Annotated in this window: 21 protein-coding genes; 8 read left to right on the forward strand and 13 right to left on the reverse strand. The window is 58.7% G+C overall.

Features of this window, described 5'->3' with window-relative positions:
* Positions 1-299: 299 nt before the first annotated feature.
* The 3 genes from FS320_RS00800 to FS320_RS00810 all read left to right on the forward strand — a co-directional run bounded on the left by FS320_RS00800 (position 300) and on the right by FS320_RS00810 (position 1,278).
* Entirely contained in the window at positions 300-485 is a 186-nt protein-coding gene (locus FS320_RS00800; RefSeq protein WP_152708690.1) for a NepR family anti-sigma factor, read from the forward strand.
* A 43-nt stretch (positions 486-528) separates the two neighbouring features.
* Positions 529-834, forward strand: a complete 306-nt coding sequence (locus tag FS320_RS00805) for an integration host factor subunit alpha (protein ID WP_152708691.1) — start codon at positions 529-531, stop codon at positions 832-834.
* Between the two features lie 201 nt (positions 835-1,035).
* Positions 1,036-1,278, forward strand: a complete 243-nt coding sequence (locus FS320_RS00810; RefSeq protein ID WP_152708692.1) for a hypothetical protein — start codon at positions 1,036-1,038, stop codon at positions 1,276-1,278.
* Positions 1,279-1,361: 83 nt separating this feature from the next.
* Here the strand turns inward: FS320_RS00810 and FS320_RS00815 are convergent, their stop codons facing one another.
* Positions 1,362-1,841 (reverse strand): GNAT family N-acetyltransferase, encoded by a 480-nt coding sequence (locus FS320_RS00815; RefSeq protein ID WP_152708693.1) that lies wholly within the window; start codon positions 1,839-1,841, stop codon positions 1,362-1,364.
* A 103-nt stretch (positions 1,842-1,944) separates the two neighbouring features.
* Between FS320_RS00815 and FS320_RS00820 the strand changes: the two genes are divergently transcribed.
* On the forward strand, positions 1,945-2,484 hold the full coding sequence (locus FS320_RS00820; protein WP_152708694.1) for a GNAT family N-acetyltransferase: 540 nt from the start codon (positions 1,945-1,947) through the stop codon (positions 2,482-2,484).
* Between the two features lie 33 nt (positions 2,485-2,517).
* Here the strand turns inward: FS320_RS00820 and FS320_RS00825 are convergent, their stop codons facing one another.
* Entirely contained in the window at positions 2,518-2,907 is a 390-nt protein-coding gene (locus FS320_RS00825; protein ID WP_152708695.1) for a cupin domain-containing protein, read from the reverse strand.
* A 66-nt stretch (positions 2,908-2,973) separates the two neighbouring features.
* On the reverse strand, positions 2,974-3,390 hold the full coding sequence (locus FS320_RS00830; protein WP_152708696.1) for a GNAT family N-acetyltransferase: 417 nt from the start codon (positions 3,388-3,390) through the stop codon (positions 2,974-2,976).
* Positions 3,391-3,704: 314 nt separating this feature from the next.
* On the opposite strand from FS320_RS00830, the gene FS320_RS00835 reads away from it, so the two are divergent.
* Positions 3,705-6,611: a DEAD/DEAH box helicase gene (locus tag FS320_RS00835; protein ID WP_152708697.1), complete on the forward strand. Its 2,907-nt coding sequence runs from the start codon at positions 3,705-3,707 to the stop codon at positions 6,609-6,611.
* Positions 6,612-6,649: 38 nt separating this feature from the next.
* On the opposite strand, the gene FS320_RS00840 is transcribed toward FS320_RS00835, so the two are convergent.
* Both FS320_RS00840 and FS320_RS00845 read right to left on the reverse strand, forming a co-directional pair.
* Positions 6,650-7,000: a VOC family protein gene (locus tag FS320_RS00840; protein ID WP_152708698.1), complete on the reverse strand. Its 351-nt coding sequence runs from the start codon at positions 6,998-7,000 to the stop codon at positions 6,650-6,652.
* Between the two features lie 68 nt (positions 7,001-7,068).
* On the reverse strand, positions 7,069-7,626 hold the full coding sequence (locus FS320_RS00845) for a thioredoxin family protein (protein ID WP_152708699.1): 558 nt from the start codon (positions 7,624-7,626) through the stop codon (positions 7,069-7,071).
* Between the two features lie 243 nt (positions 7,627-7,869).
* Between FS320_RS00845 and FS320_RS00850 the strand changes: the two genes are divergently transcribed.
* Complete coding sequence (locus tag FS320_RS00850) at positions 7,870-8,352, forward strand: RNA polymerase subunit sigma-70 (protein WP_152708700.1); 483 nt, start codon at positions 7,870-7,872, stop codon at positions 8,350-8,352.
* Positions 8,353-8,445: 93 nt separating this feature from the next.
* On the opposite strand, the gene FS320_RS00855 is transcribed toward FS320_RS00850, so the two are convergent.
* The 8 genes from FS320_RS00855 to FS320_RS00890 form a co-directional block, all read right to left on the reverse strand.
* Positions 8,446-8,604 carry a DUF1127 domain-containing protein gene (locus FS320_RS00855; RefSeq protein WP_152708701.1) on the reverse strand — a complete coding sequence of 53 codons (159 nt, stop codon included), beginning with the start codon at positions 8,602-8,604 and terminating at the stop codon, positions 8,446-8,448.
* A gap of 163 nt (positions 8,605-8,767) precedes the next feature.
* On the reverse strand, positions 8,768-9,463 hold the full coding sequence (locus FS320_RS00860; protein ID WP_152708702.1) for a response regulator transcription factor: 696 nt from the start codon (positions 9,461-9,463) through the stop codon (positions 8,768-8,770).
* A gap of 172 nt (positions 9,464-9,635) precedes the next feature.
* On the reverse strand, positions 9,636-10,031 hold the full coding sequence (locus FS320_RS00865) for a type II toxin-antitoxin system VapC family toxin (RefSeq protein ID WP_152708703.1): 396 nt from the start codon (positions 10,029-10,031) through the stop codon (positions 9,636-9,638).
* Positions 10,031-10,249: a type II toxin-antitoxin system VapB family antitoxin gene (locus tag FS320_RS00870; RefSeq protein ID WP_162002731.1), complete on the reverse strand. Its 219-nt coding sequence runs from the start codon at positions 10,247-10,249 to the stop codon at positions 10,031-10,033. The genes FS320_RS00865 and FS320_RS00870 overlap by 1 nt, the downstream gene beginning before the upstream one ends.
* A gap of 114 nt (positions 10,250-10,363) precedes the next feature.
* Entirely contained in the window at positions 10,364-11,833 is a 1,470-nt protein-coding gene (locus tag FS320_RS00875; RefSeq protein ID WP_152708705.1) for an RES family NAD+ phosphorylase, read from the reverse strand.
* A gap of 193 nt (positions 11,834-12,026) precedes the next feature.
* Positions 12,027-15,284 carry an error-prone DNA polymerase gene (locus FS320_RS00880; protein WP_152708706.1) on the reverse strand — a complete coding sequence of 1,086 codons (3,258 nt, stop codon included), beginning with the start codon at positions 15,282-15,284 and terminating at the stop codon, positions 12,027-12,029.
* Positions 15,281-16,780 carry a DUF6504 family protein gene (locus tag FS320_RS00885; protein WP_152708707.1) on the reverse strand — a complete coding sequence of 500 codons (1,500 nt, stop codon included), beginning with the start codon at positions 16,778-16,780 and terminating at the stop codon, positions 15,281-15,283. Before FS320_RS00885 ends, FS320_RS00880 begins: the two co-directional genes overlap by 4 nt.
* Positions 16,698-17,450 carry an ImuA family protein gene (locus tag FS320_RS00890; protein ID WP_152708708.1) on the reverse strand — a complete coding sequence of 251 codons (753 nt, stop codon included), beginning with the start codon at positions 17,448-17,450 and terminating at the stop codon, positions 16,698-16,700. Before FS320_RS00890 ends, FS320_RS00885 begins: the two co-directional genes overlap by 83 nt.
* Positions 17,451-17,866: 416 nt before the next feature.
* Here FS320_RS00890 and FS320_RS00895 point away from each other — a divergent pair, with 416 nt between their 5' ends.
* The gene (locus FS320_RS00895) at positions 17,867-18,286 is read left to right on the forward strand and encodes a MucR family transcriptional regulator (protein ID WP_162002732.1); all 420 of its coding nucleotides are present in this window, start codon (positions 17,867-17,869) and stop codon (positions 18,284-18,286) included.
* A 97-nt stretch (positions 18,287-18,383) separates the two neighbouring features.
* Entirely contained in the window at positions 18,384-19,388 is a 1,005-nt protein-coding gene (locus tag FS320_RS00900) for a hypothetical protein (protein ID WP_162002733.1), read from the forward strand.
* Positions 19,389-19,452: the final 64 nt, after the last annotated feature.

The raw sequence follows: 19,452 nt of genomic DNA on the forward strand, positions 1-19,452 counted from the left end.
GCCTCCTTATGTCAGAGCCGAGGCGGGTGCGGGGCTCACGGACAATCTGGATCTGGCTGCTGTTTCAGAACCCACGAAAGCAGTCGGCAAATCCTGTGTGTGATGGCGTACTTACGCAATCCAGGTGAGTAGCCGTCGAAGGATCAAGCTGGGGAAAGCACAATGGTTTCAGCGTAACTGGAAAGAAAGAAGCGACTGGCTTTCGCATGTTTGCGCTGCAACCGACGACGTCAGCGCGAGTTGCCTCTTCACATATGTTAATCAGGGGCAATGCAGGGCATAGCCATGAGGATGATGTCATGCAGCAGAATAACACTCGGGATTGGTCGCGTGAGATCCCCAGCAGCTTGAACTTTTCTCAGGAGCAGGTGGTCTTCGTCATCGGGCATTCCTTGAGGAGCCTGTACGACAATGTCCTTGCGGACGACGTGCCCGATCACCTGAAAGCTCTTGTGCACAAGCTTGAGGAGAAATATCCCCTGTAGACCACGCCCTCTGCGAGGGCACCTTCGGACTATGGGATTCTGGATGACCAGCAAGAACGTCACCCGTGCTGACCTGGCGCAAGCCGTAGCCTATGCCGTCGGGCTGCCCAAGCATGAGGCGATCGCTCTAGCCGAGCAGGTACTCACCGAGATCTGCGATACACTCGAGCGAGGAGAGAACGTGAAGCTCTCCGGCTTCGGGAATTTCGTGGTCCGAGAGAAAGGCGAGCGGACAGGCCGCAATCCCAAGACGGGTGAAGAGGTTCCGATTGAGCCCCGCCGGGTCGTCACCTTCACTCCATCGCCCAATCTGAAAGACCATGTGAACGGGCAGCCCGCCGGCACCTGATCTACAAGGTGGTCAACTCGCCTCAGACACAGGTGAGCCATCCCAGAGGCCATTCGCGTGCAGCAGGAGTTTTGACGTGTTTGTTGTGCCTCCGCGGCCCCATCAAGCAGCCATCATCCTGGTGCCCAGTTGCTCCGCGGCGGTGACTGAAACTAAGTGATGCCGCCGCGCTGATCCGCGCAGGAAGAGGAGAAGCCCATCATGTCGAGATTGGTAGTCGCGTTTGCACTGGCATTGGCCGCAACCACCGCCACTGCTCAAGAGGCTCCGTCCAGTCCATCGCAGGCTCCGGCTGCTACGAGCACGAATGGAACACAGCCGTTCCTATTCGATGGACGGATGAAAGGTGATGGTGCCCAGCGGAGAGAGCAGGTGGACAATCGCCACCCGAACGCTGGTACCATCATCGTGCAGCCGAAGGAAAGCCAGCCTGAGCGCAAATAATGCGTCCGGGCATCATCAAGCCGGGGTGATCTCTTCGGCGCGAAATGATGCCCGTGCGCTCTATAAGCTCCCGTTTCGCGAAATTAGCTGCGCGCGAGCGTCAGCACGGTTAGCGCATTCCTCCCGACGTTCTCTTCGAGGCGTTGCCATCCCAAGCGCTCATAGAAGGCGCGCTTTTCTGGTAAGGCGCAGAGATAAACAAGATCGGCCCCACTCTCGAATGCACCCTGCGCTGCCTTCCGGACTAGGGCGGCCCCAATACCTCGGCGTCGGTGCTCAGGATCGACCCAAACTGCGGCCACCCAGGGCGAGTATTCGGGTCGCTCATCAAGATCCGAGGGGATCACAGACGCCGTTCCCAAGAACAGGCCATCCTCGTGAGCCACCACAGCACAGGGCACCGCTGCACCGTCCAGGCTCTCCGCAACGCGGCCTTCAATATAGTCGAGCGGATATCCCTTCCCCTGCCACCAAGCTCGCCAAACACGATCAGCGACTGCTTCGGTAAACTCAGGGCGCTCCCGAAGGTCGGAGACAACAAAGGAGCCTTCTGGTGAACTCATCCTACAATGCCCGTTTCGAGAAAAAGCCTTGGCCCGTTCCGTCGCTTGCATTGCGACGACAGGGTTGGGCGGATATCCCTATCTTAGGTAGGGAAGGAACCTGATGATCCGTGTAGCCACAGCCATTGATGCAAGCAATCTCGCAGCTCTATCCATCCAGGTTTGGCTCCATACCTACGCCAAGACTGGGCTGCGCAGCGCGCTTTCCGACTACGTACTGGCCGAATATACCCCGGAGAAGATTGCGGAGCGCCTGAGAGACGAGAACCAGGTCTTCATGGTCTACGAGCAAGATGCTCATCTCGTCGGATATCTGAGGCTGCTCTTGGACGCGCCATGCCCGACTGATCCGAGCTCCCATGTCGAAATTGCGACGCTTTACGTCCAAGAGCACTTCATTGGACGAGGGATCGGAAGCAAGTTGCTAGAATACACCTTCGATTTTTGCAGCAAGCACGGGATCAACAGCGTTTGGCTCTCTGTAAATCACGAGAATGCCCGCGCCATAAGCTTCTATGACAAGCATCATTTTCAGCGAAATGGCTCGATCATCTTCCACTTGGAGAACGAAAAACACGAAAATTTCGTGCTCCACAAGCCAGTCCCCATGCACTTGGCTGAGGCCGCTGATCCAGTCGGGTGAGGTCGATTGGAGCTTGGCGCGGCCCGGAACGGACTATACGGGAGGTAATTCGAGGCCGTTCGGCAGTGAAACCCAGATGACAGTTTGCGCATCTGGCGAATGACGTGACAGATGGCCCTTGCCGTGGGTGTCCTCCACCAACACGAAGCTGCCCGCCGGAACGTGGCGCACCTCTCCGTCGCTCGTCTCGTATTCAACTGAACCATCGAGCCTGATCGTCAGCACCGGCTCTGGGACCGTATGCCAAGCAACCTCGCGCATACCCGCTGGAATATGGGTAATGCGGACGCGGGACGCCGGATAGTTTCCGGTAACGTCAAACGGCACGGCATCAGGGTGCACTTGCCTCTTCGTCGTCGGCAACTCGACTTCGTCAAAATGCGACTCGCCATCCGGGGTGGCATAGATGCGCAGGCACTTCATTGCGGCTGGCTCCTTCTGGTTCGCCGTACTGACACGATATCGCTCCATAGATGCGTTATCGGAAATTCAGGCCCATCGTTTGGCCATCCAGACGCGGTCGTGACCGGGGGGACGATCCTTCAAGCGGCCAATCTCGGCATAGCCTTGCTTCTGGTAGAACCCAATCGCCTGAAACGTTGACGTCGTCAGTTGCGCGCCAATTGCGCCGTGCTTCTGAGCAGCATCCTCAGCCAACCTGAGCAGGCGGGAGCCGTAGCCCTGCCCACGCAAGGACTCATCCACCCAGAAGTGGTCCACTTGCAACCAGCAGAGGACAACGGTTCCCCGAATGCCCCCGCGTACCTGGTGATCCTCATCGCGTATGAGCAGGGTCAGGGGAACACGCGCTAAGTCGCCAGTTTGCTCAATCATGTGAGCGCGCAGGCCTTCCGTCACGTCGTCTGCCCCGGGAGGGTTGGTTTCCTCAAGAACCTCGATCTGCATGTTGTCGCCTTGGTTTTTAGCAGCAATATCACAGGCTCTATGAGTAGCAACTCCGTTCCACGCACGGCCTAGAACGGCCTTCTGCGAAATCCGATGCGGGCATTGGGGAAGCACTTTGCCGAATAGTAGCGATCCGATGCGATCGTCTCCGCTGAGAGTGCCGAAGCTGATCGCGTTAAGGCTCTCTTCACGGTGCTCATGTTCTCAAAATGTTCTATGATGTTGTGAGCCACCTGAATCGGAAGATTCTACTGTCCGTGATGGGGCTCTCGTGTTTCGAATATTCCCTTCAACCCTCTTCTGATCTCTGAACGATGCGGCCTCTAACCAAACTCGCCGATGCTTCTGATGAGGCATCTGTCCTCCATCTTTGCCGTGTTGTCGGCGACAAGCAGGCCGAGCCTTACCAGGCCAGGATCATGTTCTCGCTGCGCGAGGCAATCCAGCGCGGTCGCTCGGGTGCGGTTCTAGCGCCCACGGGAAGTGGTAAGAGTCTGAAGGCAGCCGCTGCGGCCGAGGATGCGTTCAGTCTCGGCAAGCCCATTTTGATCCTGCACCCGGATGTCAGCCTGCTTCGGCAGAACTACGCACAGCTGCAGGCCATCCCGTCCCTGCGGGAGGCACGCTTGGCGTTCTTCGTTGCCAAGACAGAGGTCATCGGGGACGGGTCGATGCTCCGCAACACTCTCGATGCCGACGTGATCATGGCGACGAACATGTCGCTGGTGAACAAGCTGGATGACGAGGACTTCCTGCGCGGCCTCGACGAGTTCGGCCAGCGAGGGGGCGTTGCGCTTATCGACGAAGGCCACAAGGCGGCCGCCGAACAGCTCTCGAAGATTCTCCAGCGGATTGCCCGTGCCGGCGGCTCAGGCATCGTGCTCACGGCCACTCCGTTCAGAACGGACGGTCAGGACCCGCTGGATCCCTTTGGTGCCAGCATCGAGCACGATCTGATCGATGTCGCCACCTATGATGAGGTCCTGGCGACGGGCCGGACGGTGCGGACCCGGTTCGACATTGCGACCGGAGAGTTCGAGCGCCACCTCGGCGCCGACGCCGTCCGGCTGATCGAAACGGCCTTTCTAGCCCTGTTGGCCGAGAACAAGTCAGTGGATCAGGCCTCGCAGCAGGCGTTCTCCCGCTTCTTCAAGCCGGATGCGAGCGAGGGCGACAGCGCGATTGCCGAACTAATCGTTGCGGCTCTCGTAGGGATCTGGGCCAAGCGGGCGGGCAATGCCGTTCTGGCGATGGTCCATTGCGACAGCGTGGAGTTCGCCAAAGCGCTCTCAGGAGCTCTGGCGGTTCAGCGTCTGCCTGAGGAGCACCCGCGCGCCGGTGAGCGTCCGCGCGTCGCCTTTGTGGTTGCTGGTGAGATCCGCGTCTGGCGCGACGGACGGGAGACTGGTCTTAAACTCGGCGAGGAACCCGGCCGGAAGATCAAACGTGACGATCTTCTGAATGAGGCCCGGGCGGGCGAGTTCGATATCCTCGTCAACGTGAATGCCCTCGGCATCGGGACCGATGTTCCCCAGACGGATCTCAATATCCTGGCGTGTCAGGAACGATCGATCGGTCCCGTCAAACAGATCAGCGGCCGCGGCGAGCGCTCGCACAAGGCCACTCGGAAGACGCACCAGGTCTTCGTCGACGTCGGCAACTCGATCCTGCGGATCTTCAATGACATCGATGCAATGCGCCGCAATGATCCTGAGCGGTGCCGCCGTCAGGTGCGTGGTCTGGCTGCGCCAATCCGGGAGCAGTTTGAGGCCTGGTTCGACAAGGATCCGTCCCTTCGAGACCAGATCGAGGAGCGCCAGCGCCAGATCCGGCTGCGTCTCGGTGAATCCGATCGGGAGCAGTACGAGGATCCTCTTGACCCCTCAATGTCCTGGGGCGAGGAAGATACCCTGCCGCTGCCGAAGCCGTTCGCGTCTGGCATGATGGCCGCCGGGATGCGCCGGTATGACTCCGAGAGCAAGAAGTTCTCCAGCCGCTTGGCCCTGTTCTGCGATCTCTATCAGTCGGGGATCTATAGCGCAGAGGCCGTACAAGATCTCCCGCGCTGGTTAGTGGCAACCCACGATGAGAAGACAGGGGCGCAGCAGGCGTTCCTGTGCTCGACCCTCGACGTTGCTCGCAAGTACGCGGCGTTTGTCGGCATCCGCTACGATGGAGAGTATGAGCAGAGTTCTCCGAGCGATAAGCAGCGGCGCTTCCTTGCTAGCCTGCAAAAGGAGAAGCCTCAGGCCCAGCCCTGGCTCGTACCCTTCGAAGAGGCGAGGAGTGCGACCCAGATCGCGTGCGGGATCGATCTGCTGAAAGATCGGGCCGCGCTGCTGGTGACGCTGCTCGCCATGGGGGCGACCCGTCTGATCGAGAGAGCGACAGGGGCCCACAGCCTGCAGCCCAAGCTGCGGTCGGTCATTCTGGATCGGCCCAACCAGATCACACCCCAGCGCCGTGATCTCCTGGCCGCCTATTGCCGGCTGCGCCAGCGCCTTGCGGAGATCGCGCCCACGGGGTTCGACCGCAAGGCGGCTCCGTTCTCGATCACGACGTACGATCCGAGCGTCCTGCCGGAAATCCGGAGCGTGGTTGCCAGCACAAATGTTGGCTTCTTCGTCATTGAGGATCCGGACAAGGAAGAGGCCCTGAAGCCCCGCCTGGCCGAAGGGCTGATGAATGCCAGCATCGTTGCCGTCGGGCCGAAAGGTCCGACCGAAGCGTGGATCCGCCAGAAGGCCGGGTTTACCCGCCACGACGATGCGGCCCGCGTGCGCGAGCGCAGCTTCAGACTGGCGCTGGAGGACTTGTGCGATGCCGGCAAGATCTCCCGGCAGAATTCCATCGCGATCACCCTGACACGTCTCGAGTACATCGAGATTGCGAGTGCAAAGCCGGGGCGCGAGCTCACCCGGGCTATGGCTGATGTCGTCAAGGATCTGATGGTCGTTCTGAGTGACGACGGGCAGATCCCTGCCGATGGTGCTCAGGTCGAAGCCATCCGGTCGGCCATCGCCAACAATCTTCCGGAGCTCGCCATCGAGCTTCCGGTCGGGCGGCTCTGCGCGCGCTATGCCCAGCAGACGGTTCCGAACCAGAAGAAGATCCTGAAGACGTTGGAGCGGGCTGCCGTTTTCAAGAAGAACCGCGATGCCTTCCTTCGGGCCCGGCAGCAGGTCTCAGACAACGGCCTCAGAGCAGGGGCGCAACGCTAGTGGTTAAGATCTGACGCTTGGTGCCCTGACTGCGTTTGTCAGCGATGTGCCAGGATGTTGACCAGGCGACCGAATGGATCACGGACATAGAAGCGGGTTACGCCCCAGGGCTCAGTCGCGGGGCCATATTCAATCGTGAACCCTGCGGCCTGCATCTTTTTATAAATGTCAGACAGATCGTCTACCTCAATGGAGAGGTCGGGAACAGGCGTTCCGGACCCGCCCTCGGTCATCACGCTGATCTGTGGCGTCATGCTGCCATCAGCCGCAAAGGTCATGATCCACCCGAGGTCCATAGCGATATTCATCCCGAGCACGTCGCCATAGAAGGTCTTTGCGGCATCGGTCCGGTCGACAGCCAGGTTTGCAACAATGCGCCTCACGGCCATGGATTGTCTCCTTGCATAGCCCTCATGGGCGGCGACCAAGCATCAGATTTCGTCCCCTCGGTCAGTTGTCAAAGCCCTGGCTTCCATTTGATCGAGCAGCCCATCGAGGGTTTCTGCCCGGCTGGGGCGATGCCCGTTGCTGCCACCGCTCGCAGGGCCTCGAGGAGTTCCCGCGGGGCGGTCGGGGAGGGCTGGTTCGTGCGGCCCTCGTCCAGGCGCCCGTGGTACCTGAGCCTTCCCTCTCGGTCGTATCCGAAGAAGTCCGGCGTACAGACCGCTCCATAGGTAAGGGCGACCGATTGATCCTCGTCATGCAGATAGGGGAAAGGCAGTCCGTGGCTCGTGGCGAAAGCCTTCATGTTGTCGAATGAGTCTTCCGGATAGGCGGTGGCATCGTTCGAGCAGATCGCCGCGAACCCAACTCCCTCGTTCTGTAAAGCCAGCGCGTCCTGAACCGCGCGATTGATGACAGCTTTCACATAGGGGCAATGATTGCAGATGAACACGATGACGGTTCCCCGTTCGCCTGCAACATCATCGAAGGAATAGATCCGCCCATCAGTCCCGCGGAGTCGGAAATCACCGGCCGGGGATCCCAGGGCGACACTGTCGGATGCTGTTGCCATATGAACCTCCTCTGTCGTGGTCCGGGTCCTGTGGTGCTGCGAAGAGTAAGGAACCCGGTTGGAACAAATCAACAACGAAGATTCTTGTGCGGCTTGAAAATAGAGATTCCGTGATCCTATTCTGTCCCTGGTCCTCCGATATGGACGTCAGAACTGGGCGGCGCGTCCGCTCTTGGTGAAGTCTTCACAGGAACCCAAACCCAGCGTGCGCGCGTTGGATCCGGCTTTCGAGGAGTATACCGTTTGACCACTCTCAAGGAGTTTGAGACCGCATTGCGGGAGCAGGGCATGAACATGGCCCTCGCCATCCTGGAGAAGCTCAAGGAGCGCGATCGCGCCAATCGGACGGTCAGAGTCGGGCGGCGGATCGCCGGCAAGAAGATGACGCCCGAGTTGGCGAGGCGGATCATCGAGCTCAACCAAACCACTGAGATGACCCAGCAGGAAATTGCGTTTCAGCTGGGCGTCAACCAGGGCCGCGTGAACGAAGTGCTCAAGCACGGAAAATGGCTGCAGGACAATCCAAAGTCCGAGGAAGCCGTGTCGCGCGACCGGGCCAAGGCACGCATGGAAAAGGCGCGGGCCGAGAGCGTTCCTGTGAGCATGCGCAAGAGTGTGGCTCCACCAAATGAGATAGCGCATCGCCCAAAGCCAAGACCACGCAATGTGGCGCAGCTCTCGATTGAGGACTTCCTGAGTTCGCCGCCCAAGTCCGAACAGCGATAGGCCCAGCGGCGCCGGTGCCGGGATTGCCGGTGCCCAGACATGCAGAAGCCCGCCGGAGGGCGGGCTCGACATCTCTGACGAAGCTGAAGCGGGTTAGGCCGCAGCAGCAGAATTGCGTGCGATGTAGTCAATGTCGTTCCGCACGATGCCAAGGTCGTTGAGCTCACGATCGCTGAGATGCGACAGCTCACGAACCGTCTCGCGGTAACGCATATACGCGCGGATTTGGGAGAGAATGTAGGTTACGAACATAATATGCCTTCAGGTGCTAACTGCCTCGACCACCGAGGTTTTTTCCATTGTCTGTGACAGGACTGATATGGGGGTGAGACACTTAAATGAACAGTCGGCCCTATGTAGAGGCGTTATGCACTAAGAGCATATCGAGCCTAGCCGTATGGGACGGAAATGGATCCTAAGCTGCCGAATTCGGCTGGCCAGAATCCATGTTTGCCTGAAGGAATTGAGATCCGACTTTCCGGGCGCTGGCGCGGTTTGTGACGTTCAGGCCCTGCAGGATGGCGGCAACGTGAACTTTCACTGTGCCAAAGCCCATCTGAAGCTCTCGAGAGATCTCCTTGTTGGTCATACCTTTCACAAGGAGGTCGAGTACTTCGAGCTGACGACGGGTGAACTGGGGCTGACCCTGGGTAGGTCGGAATTTTGGCTGAGAGCTGTCGCCTACCTCCGATGATTTCAGCTCATCCATCCCAGGTGGAACGAAGATACTGCCGTCGAGGATGCTGGTGACTGCACCAGCGATGTCGCTGGAGCTCAACCCCTTCGGGATGTAGCCGTGGATTCCAGCCTGGAGCGCCATTTCGATATCAGTCGGGTGGCTTGAGCCAGACACGATGGCGATCTTGGTGTTGGGAAAGGCTTTGGTGAGCGCTCCGATCGTGGCGGCGTTCTTCACGCCTGGCATCTGAAGGTCGAAGAGAGCGAGTTGTACGCGCGGTGTCGCTTCCAGCTGTTCCACGGCTTCGTCGAATGAGCCGACTGTAATGGCATCGGCGAACCCGAGACGGTTGGTCAGAATGGCCGCAAGAGCTTCGCACATGACCTGATGGTCGTCGGCAACGATCGCAATTTTGTTCTTCTTCGCTGGCATATGACGTACTTGCTTCCGGCCTCTGGGAGGTGATTGTTAGCCGGGTAAGCTGACCCCTGATTTGATTTAGCCCAATTTCCTTAAAGCTATGCAAGAGCTAAGGTCCATTCCGCTAAATCGCCCTACCCATTAGGTGGTAGGTTTGACGCCCGAGGGTCTTCGTCTGGTGCGTCTAGCTGAGATCTAATCCTGAGAACCGCCCGCCCGTGGAGAGCAGCGGAGCGCGATATGCCTTCGCGCAAGCATAAATCATGGCGTCGCCCATATTGAGTTTGCCCGTCTCGCTCGCCTTCTTCCCATGCTTCTCATAGGCCTGGGCGGCACGGCGGCCGATCTCGGGCGTAATCGAAATGACTTGGATCTTGCTTAGGGTGAGGAACTCGTTGACCAGTTCCTGGGTCTTGGAGATCGGGGCCCCGGTGGCATTGGATAGACCGACGGCGGCCTCGAGAAGGCTCATCGGGGAAATGATCAGCGGGGATTTAGCCTCCTCGATGCGTCTGGCGAGCTCGGGAGCTTCGGCCCGATCGAGCAGCAGGGCCAATACGGCGGTGGAGTCGAGATACATCAGGCGGCCTCTCCTGGTGACTTGCTTTCGTTGTCGAGAAGCGCACGGACTTTCCGCCGCACTGGCTCTACACGTTCCAGAAAGGGTTGCTTGCTTTTCTCTCTCTCAAGGGCCTCTTGGCAGGCATCGCGGATGACGTCGATGATTGGCTTGTTGCGGCGGCGGGACAGCTCACGGATGAGCCGGTCAACTTCAGGGTCTTTGATGTGGTAAGGCATAGGGATATCCAGAAGATGTGGTAAGGCATAGGGATATCCAGAAGAAGATATCCGGATACCCCGAGGCAGATATCTCCGCAAGGTGACTTTGGCCATAGTTGTTGATGAAAATCGTCAGAAATCGGGGACGTCGCCCGTCCGATTTTCCTCGTCAGTGAGCATGGCTATGCGGCTTCGGTCCACGCTATAAGGCGTGGTTCTGAATTCCACTGCGGCGATATGGTGGACAACCAACGACTGGACATCGAGCTTGAGGCTCGGATCACGGTTGTCTTGAGTGACAGGATTGTGTTCGTCCCATCCGAAGAAATGGGCGTACTGATCTGCCTTCTTGGCCTTTGGCGTTTCTGGCACTTCCTCCGATACCCAGTAATGCGGCTCGAGCCCATCATCCCATTGGGACGCGACCGAAGCCGTTATCCTTGACCCTTCCGGCAGATCCTGCGCTTGCACACGAGCAGCCTTATAGAATAGCACCACGTTGCTTTGCCCACGCCCGGCTTGAACAGACGGGAACAGGATCCCGTCTAGCGTAGGACTTGCCTCGGTCGCGAGATAGTCGGCGATTGCCTGCGTCGCGAGATACTCGAACGGCTCGTCATTCGGCATGACCGGGATAGTGATACGGCGGCTCAGGCGATCGAGGAACTTCGCTCGCTTAATCTGTGTGACATAGGCCGGATCGAAGAGGCTCCCATGGGCCTCAACCTCCTGCAGCGCAGAGAGATCAAGGAGGCGCAAAGATCTTGTGACATCGAAACGGCCGACCAGTACCTTGCTACCGACTGGCGGCCGCACTTCTGCGAGTGCCACGATCGGATCGCTGGACCCATAGAAGACGGAGATTCCCCTGGCGTTCATTCGTCCGTCCTTGCTCAAGGACGAGGGGGCAGGACCAAGTTTTCGTTCCGGCGCTTCCAAGGCTTCCTGAAGGGTATCATCGGACTCGAACGTGCGTGCACGGTAGAAGGCGGTAAATTCCGTGCCTGGCCCCACCTCGATAATGACGGAGCGGCCGGCTTGGGTCTTCAAGCCATCAAGTGAGCCGAAGATTTCTTTGAGAGTGTCTGCGGCTTCCTGGCTGAAAAACCGGGTTTGTGTCTTCAGAACATGCTCGAACTGGCGCCACTTGGTGTGCCATTCCGCATCATCATGTTTCTTGGGTGTGTAACGGGCTTCCCGCTCGAACTCATATTCCACTTCGCGCGGAGCGCCGGGATCACGCTCAGCGTAACGGTCCGCCAAAATCTCTTGGACGTCGGTGGCCGGCTGCACATCGATTTGGGCCGCCTCCCCAATCACATCTATGGTCTCTTCGCCTTCGCGCTCCCACTCGCGAATACCTTCCCGCTGCATGGCATATTCAAAGCCGTCTGGTTGGGTCTCAGTGCGCTCATAGTGCTGCTGAAAAGCCACCTCGACGAGGCTCGCCATGTCCTCAATCGTGAAGGTCCGTCCGGTCTGGTTGCAATAATCGCATTCAGCCTCCTGCCCTGACTCCTCAATCTGATCTTGGAGGTACGGTTCTCCAACACATTCGGAACAGATCCGCTTTTCCTTCAGTTGATCGACGTAGTCACGCATTCGAAGCTCCGGGCCGGGTCTACTCTAGCCTATTCGGCGTAGTGGCAATCGATGTGGCAACGAGCATTCGGCTTTTCCAGAACGGAACAAGCAGACGAGGCGCAATGTCCCTCCCTGTAGCCTAACATTCGCTCGTCGTGTTTATATTGCATCGTGGCCGTTGGCGCGGTGGAGGTACGTAACGCGGTGCCCTTTACCGAAAATCTCTGACTGCGACTCGGATCTCAGGTTCGGCGCGGTGTTCTTCTGGAAGCGCAACAGAAGGATTTTGGGGTTCCTTTGCCCCTTCGCGCAGAACTGAGCGGGAGCCAATCTTAGCCTCATCGCCGCGACCATGCCGAAGGTGGAAGCCTTGATCGCGGTCGCCGACACTTCGGAGAAGTTCGGAGAGATCCATCAGGTGTTCCGCAACAAGGTGGATGATATCGCCTTCCCGTTGTAGGCGTCCGCGACAGGCGATCATTCCGCTGGATAGGATAAGGCGCCGTTGTCTGTCGAACAGCGATGACCAGATGACCAGATTGGCGACATCGGTTTCATCCTCAACCGTCATGAACATCACGCCTTTGGCCGAGCTTGGCTTCTGTCTTACTAGCACCAGTCCGGCCACGGTGACCCGATGGCCATCGCGAACTCGCCGGAGGTCAGCACAGGTGATCATCCGGCGCTCGTTCAACTCCTGGCGCAGGAAAGCCAAGGGGTGCTGACGGAGGGTCAGTCCATTTGAGCGGTAGTCCTCAACGACCTCCCGCCCTTCCGTCATGGGGATCAGCGTAACATCAGGCTCGATGCTCTCCGGTTGGATCAGATCTGCTCGACGGTCAGCTGCTGCGAAAAGCGGAAGTACCTCATTGCCGAGGCCGCGTATCGTCCATAGCGCATCACGACGGTTGACGTGTATGGAGCCAAAGGCATCTGCATCCGCCAGTCGCTCCAAGGCTGAGACCGGAATACCTGCGCGCCGCCAGAGGTCCTCAACGGAGGTGAAGGGTCTCTCTTGACCAGCAAGCGGGATCATCGCGGCGTCAGAATTGGCAAGACCTCTTACCAGGCGAAGTCCGAGCCGGACGGCAAAGCGACGGGGGTTTCTTGTGGGCTCGAGGGTACAGTCCCAGCGGGAATGATTAATGTCGATGGGTCTGATTTCGACGCCATGGTTTTTCGCGTCCCGCACCAACTGCGCCGGCGCATAGAAGCCCATCGGTTGCGAGTTTAGGATTGCGCAGCAAAACACATCCGGGTGATGACACTTCATCCACGATGATGCGTAAGCGATCTTGGCGAAACTCGCGGCATGGCTCTCTGGGAAGCCGTACGAGCCAAAGCCTTCGAGCTGTTTGAACGTACGCTCTGCGAAGTCGCGATCGTACCCGCGACTGGTCATTCCCTGAACAAGCTTGTCACGGAACTTCGTGACGCCAGCTGTCAGCTTGAATGTCGCCATCGCCCGTCTGAGTTGATCGGCCTCAGAGGGTGTAAAGCCAGCGCACTCGATAGCCACCCGCATGGCTTGCTCTTGGAAGAGCGGGACGCCTAGGGTCTTTTCCAAAACCCGTTTCAGCTCGGGCCGCGGATACTCAGGCTTCTCACGCCCCTCTCGGCGCCGCAGATAGGGGTGGACCATATCCCCCTGGATGGGGCCCGGCCGCACGATCGCAACCTGGATGACGATATCATAAAAGTTCTTCGGGCTGATCCTCGGGAGCATTGCCATCTGAGCCCGGCTTTCGATCTGGAAGACACCGACGGTGTCGGCGCGCTGGATCATCCGATAGGTCCGTTCGTCATCCATTGGGACGGAGGCGAGGCTTCGTTCCTCACGCTTATGCTCGCGAAGCAGTTCGAAGGCGCGGCGCATGCAGCCGAGCATGCCGAGCCCCAGCACGTCGACCTTCATGAACTTCAGGGTGTCGATGTCGTTCTTGTCCCATTCGATCACCTGGCGATTTTCCATTGCCGCTGGTTCGATCGGCACGAGATCGTCCAATCGCTCCTGGGTCAGAACAAAGCCACCGGGATGCTGGGACAAATGGCGCGGAGCACCAATCAGTTCGGATGCAAGCTCTAGCGTTAACCGCAAGCGAGTGTCATCGAGATTTAGGTTGAGATCCGCAGCGTCCTTCTCAGAGATGCCGTTCTCGCCCCAGCCCCAAACTAGTCCAGCGAGGTTCGCTGTGACATCCTCCGGCACACCGAGCACCTTACCCACCTCACGCACCGCGCCCCGCGCCCTGTAACAGGTCACGACGGCGGTGAGAGCAGCGCGGTGGCGCCCGTAGGTGTCATAGATCCATTGGATCACCTCTTCCCGGCGCTCGTGCTCGAAGTCGACGTCAATGTCAGGCGGTTCCTTGCGTTCCTGGCTGACGAAGCGCTCAAAGAGCAGATCGTGTTCCGTGGGATTGATCGAAGTGATCCCAAGCACAAAGCATACGGCCGAGTTGGCCGCTGATCCGCGACCCTGACAAAGGATGCCGCGCCCTCTAGCGAACGTAACAATCGAATGGACCGTCAGGAAATATGGAGCATATCCCAGTTCCTGAATGAGGTTGAGCTCGTGCCGGCAGGTTGCGGCGACCACGTCCGGGATCCCATCCGGATAGCGGCGGCGGGCGCCGTCCCAAGTCAGGCGTTCGAGCTTTTCTTGGGCAGTCTCACCGTTTCCTGTTTCGGCCGGGTACTGATACTGGAGCTCGTCGAGAGAGAAGGTGCATCGTGCGAGGATCTCTTGAATGCGCGCGATCGCCTCGGGGTGGCGCTCGAAAAGCCGCGCCATTTCGGCAGGATCTTTGAGATATCGGTCAGCATGGCGCTCCAGCCGATAACCGGCCTCGTCAATCGTGCAACCCTGTCGAATACATGAGACAACATCCTGCAAGCGCCTTCGATCTGAATGGTGATATAGGACATCCCCCATAGCGATCGTTGGTACCTTGGCCGCTTGAGCAGCCTGTTCAACATAGTAGAGGCGCAGGTGCTCATTTGGAGCGAAACGCCGGATCAGAGACATGTAAGCGCGATCGGCGAAGACGGCTCGCATCCGGGACAGGTTGGCCCGAAGTTCGTCATTGTCTTCGTCGCCGAGCAGAATTGCGATGAGTCCGTCATTCCAGGTAACGACGTCATCCCACGTGAGGAAACACTTGCCTTTGCCGCCCCGGCTTTTACCGACACTGAGCAGCCGGCAAAGTCGCGAGTAAGCGGGCTTATCTGTCGGGTAGACGAGAAGAGATGTGCCATCGGTGAGATCAAGGCGACACCCGACGATCAGCCGAACGCCGGTTTCCTTCGCCGCCTCATAGGCACGGACGATTCCAGCCAGCGAGTTGCGATCTACGATTCCAAGAGCCTCGATACCAAGAAGCTTCGCCTGTTCGAAGAGCTCGGCCGGACTCGATGCGCCGCGCAGGAAGCTGAAATGAGTGGTGACCTGGAGTTCTGCGTAGGTCATGCAAACAGTCCATGCAGCCACCAGTGTCCCCCATCCGCAGCGGGGGCATCGCGGAACATCCAGAAGCGAGCGCCTTTGTCGGTTTCAACCCGATAGTAGTCGCGGATCGCCTTGGGTTGATCACCCAGCCACCACTCGGACGTGATCCGTTCGGGACCGTCGGCCTTGGCGACCCGGTGGCGAACATGGCGCCAGATAAAGGCAGCCGGCGGGTGATCTGGCAAAAGCGCGGTTACGGTGACGGGCTCCGGCGGATCGATGAGGCGCGAAGGCCGCAGGAGGCTCTTAGGCCAAGCAACACCCGTAGCAGGCGACAGGGGAGGAACTTTAGCCGTCATCCGTTCTGGGACGATAGATTGGACTGGCGCCAAGCGGTAGACGCGGCCCGATCCGACCCGCGCAGTCAGGCGGTCGACAAGTTGGCTCATGTCCGGCGCAGCAGGCTCCTCATCGATGCCACGAGCTTCCGTCTGATACTCGTAAAGGGGCTCTGTTCGGCTCGCGATCAGCACGACTTCTTCGATGCCGAAGCCAGGATCAATAGTTTCCAGACGCTCGTCGAACAGTTTTGCAAGGTGCCCGTGGTCGCGCGAGGCCTTTGCCGTGCCGACACGAAGGGATGCGCCCTTTGAATCGACACGGCGGAAGATGAGATCAAGGCGACGAACCCCTTCTCCTCGCTTGGTGAGATCAGCACAAAGACGCTCTGCAAGATGGCGCACTACCTGCTTGAGATCCTCAAGGCGCCCAATCGGGTCGGCGAAAGCGACGGAGGAGACAGCCGCTTCCTCTGGTATGAGAGGATTGAGAGGTTCAAACGCGTGTCCCAGTGCCTGGTCCAGACGCAATGCAGCTTCCTTGCCGAACCGTCGCACCATTGGGGCTAGAGGCATGGCGGCAAGCTGGCCGACACGATCGATGCCGAGCCGATGCATAGCGCTCAGTGTTTCGGGAGGAAGCCGTAAAGCTTCAACTGTGAGCGTTGCGACAGCATCGACCATACGTCCAGGAGGAACGACGCCTGCTTTTCCATATCGGACGACGGCCCAAGCCGCGCCGGGCGCATCTGCGACAGCCGCTCGCGCTGCGATACCGGTCTTTTTCAAACGGCCTATCAGATCCGCAAGTAGCGCTTCCTCGCTGCCGAAGAGATGAGCAACGCCGGCAATGTCGATCCAGATGCCACTAGGGTCATCAGGGGAAACAACGGGCGAATAGCGGATTGCCCACCGGGCGAGCTCGCGTAACGCAGCCGCGTCATCATCTGGTGTTGCTTCAACCACATGAAGATTTGGAATGAGTGCCTGGGCCTGAGCTAGAGGCATTCCCGCCTGCAGTCCGAGGTCTTGGGCAGCTCGGCAGGCCGACACCACAATCCGGCGCGCGCCATTCATGCCGACGGTGACGAGGGGCTTATCGCGCGGCGGATCGCCGAGCCGTCGCCTGATCCGATCTGTCGGCCAGGTCGGCAGGTAGAGCGAGACGACCCTTCTCATCACATGCCTCAACAATCCAGCTGTGGGGTTCTGCCCCACGACAGCGCACAAGATCGACCTGCCATCGCTCTCGTCCGAGCCCGGGGGCAGGCATGGTTTCAGAAGATGCGGGCGCGATGCGCCAGCGCGTTGTGGCGGCGGTCGGAAGGTTCGTCAGATCCTTTTCCGCAACCGTCCACCAGCGCCGAAGCACAAGAGCCGGTACTCCTGATCCCTCTGCGGCAAGTTGCAACCGGCGGGAGGCTGTGAGGCCAAGGCGAGTAACTTCCCCGACCACGGCACCGAGGCCCTTCTCTCGAAGACCCTCCTCAACAAGAGGGAGAATGTCGCGGTCGTGGGATGTTTCGGCATAGATGACACGATCAGGATGTAGACCGACTTGGTGGAGCCCAGGCGCGAATAGATCACGGCGGGTGAGGCACCACAGAATGGGACCCTTGAGTCTTGCTGCGATGCCCGCGACGAAGAGGGTGGCGGTTCCGGCAAATTCGCTAGCTGGACCCGCTTCGATCACCTCGTGCAGCGCTCCGAGCGGGAGGCCTCCGCCCGGAAGGTGCCCGTCGAAGCTGGAAACTCCGAAGGGAAGGGGCTTCCGTCGGCGTGATCCGCCTTCCAGCCGCTCGATCTGGCGTCGTAGGTCGTCGATCGCGCTCTGGGTCCGGGGTTGCATTGAATCTGCTCAAAGCACCGATCCGCTAAGGCGACGACAAGGCAAAAGGGAAGGTCTCATGCTCAATGTCATGCCTGGAACTCGCTGCGACAAAATAGAACAAAAAGAGAACACGCGGACAGGCTGTGAGTCAATCAGCGGGGAGAAGCCGCCCCTGTGGATAATGGGGATGAAGTCCTCGGGGGGCGGCCCAAAAGCCTGTGCCGCCTCGAACCAAAATGATGGCGCTCACGGTGCGCCCGGCAGTCAGGATGCCGGAGGTAGACCGCAGATAGACCCTTTTTCAGAACGCCTCAAGAGCAATCGTGTTTTTCGAGAGTTGTACTGTCTTCGTTCGTTGACAGGGATAGAGGTCAGGGGCTCTGCTTGTGTTGAAGAGGGCTCTTCACAAGTGATTACGTTAAAAGGGTAGATTCGTGTCCGATGCCAACTTTGAACAGACGCTGGTAACGCTTACCGCCAACGTTGCGTCTGCGTTCCTTAGCAATAATACGGTGAGCCTCGATCAGATCCCGAAAGTTGTCGATGAGACCCACAAGGCTCTCAAGAGGCTGGCGAGTCCGGATGTGCCTGAAACCCCAGCAGCGACCCCGGCTGTATCAATCAAGAAGTCGGTGCAAGAGGACTATCTCGTGTGCCTCGAGGACGGCCGCCGGTTCAAGTCACTCAAGCGGCACCTGAAGACGAAATACAATCTGACGCCAGATGAGTACCGTAGGAAGTGGAGCCTCCCGGCCGATTACCCGATGGTTGCGCCGGGCTATGCCAAAAGGCGATCGGAACTAGCGAGGGGTATGGGATTAGGCCAGATTCGTCAGCGGTCAGCCGCTGGCTAAGCTTAAGAACGGAACCTATAAAAGAGGGCCGGTTCATGCCGGCCCTTTTTTGTTGCGGGAATGCAAGCGGAATAGATTGGGGGGAAGTGCAATGCTGATGCTGATCGAAGATTATTCGGAGAAGTTGCGGATTCAGAAGACGCTTGAGGGCATCCTTCTCGATGCACTGCCGGAAAAGGGCAGGTACACTTTGGGGTACAAGGGAGCAAACCGCGAGAGAACGCTCCGATACCATCCTGACAGCCCATTGTATTACGTACCAGGCCGACACGACGATGCCCATGTGCCACGGTACGCAAACACGCTGGGTATTCTTGATCGCACGAAGGCGCCGCAGGACATCGTTGTTGTGATCAACATCCCTATGAAGTCGAATGGTCAGAAGGCAGCAGGGTTCTTTGCGAAGGACAGCCGGTCCGGCCGAATCTACCTCATGCATACTGGCAGAGTGGGAGGAGGGCGAGCCGGCATCGGCAAGCTGGCTTACCTGGCTTGGAGTGATCGGAAGCCTGTCGCTGTGATCGACAATGACGGCGGAGAGCGTTTTGGAATCGTCGTCACTGAAATTGACGAGAAGGGGCTCGTCTCCGAAATCACGAAATTTGTCGAGGATGTCAAAGAGTTCAAGCGCTATGCGACTGGCACCAACGAAGAGGTCGAAGCGCTGAAGAAGAAGATCGGGCGCTTTCAAGCTCTCCATGGAGATGAGTTCTCAGGCACGAAGCGCGGGCGTACCCAGGGAGTTCTCGAGTACGACACCTATCATGGTGACATCGTTAAGGCGCTTCGCCAGATGTTGGAGGCAGATCTTCGTTCAGATGAAGAGGTCTTTAGAACTGGGTTGATCGACCTACTCGTCGAGCGCAAAGGAAAGCGGAGCCAGGTATACGAGGTCAAAACCGGGATGACGCGGCAGCATCTCTACACGGCCATCGGCCAGCTGATTGTCCATTCCGGCGATAATAAGAATTGTCGGAAGTTCCTTGTCATTCCCAGTGGCGAGGATTTGCCTGACGACGTGAACGGCGCTGTGGGGCGGGCCGGGATTGAGATCATGCGGTTTCGGAAGGTTCGAAAGGACTGGAGAATAGAGCCCGTATGACGCATCGCTTGCTCAGGATCGTCATCAGTCGGGTATAATGCAGCTTGAAACATAGGGCCGGAAG

Origin of the sequence: Microvirga tunisiensis (genome assembly GCF_009296175.1) — a bacterium.
Taxonomy (GTDB): Bacteria; Pseudomonadota; Alphaproteobacteria; order Rhizobiales; family Beijerinckiaceae; genus Microvirga; species Microvirga tunisiensis.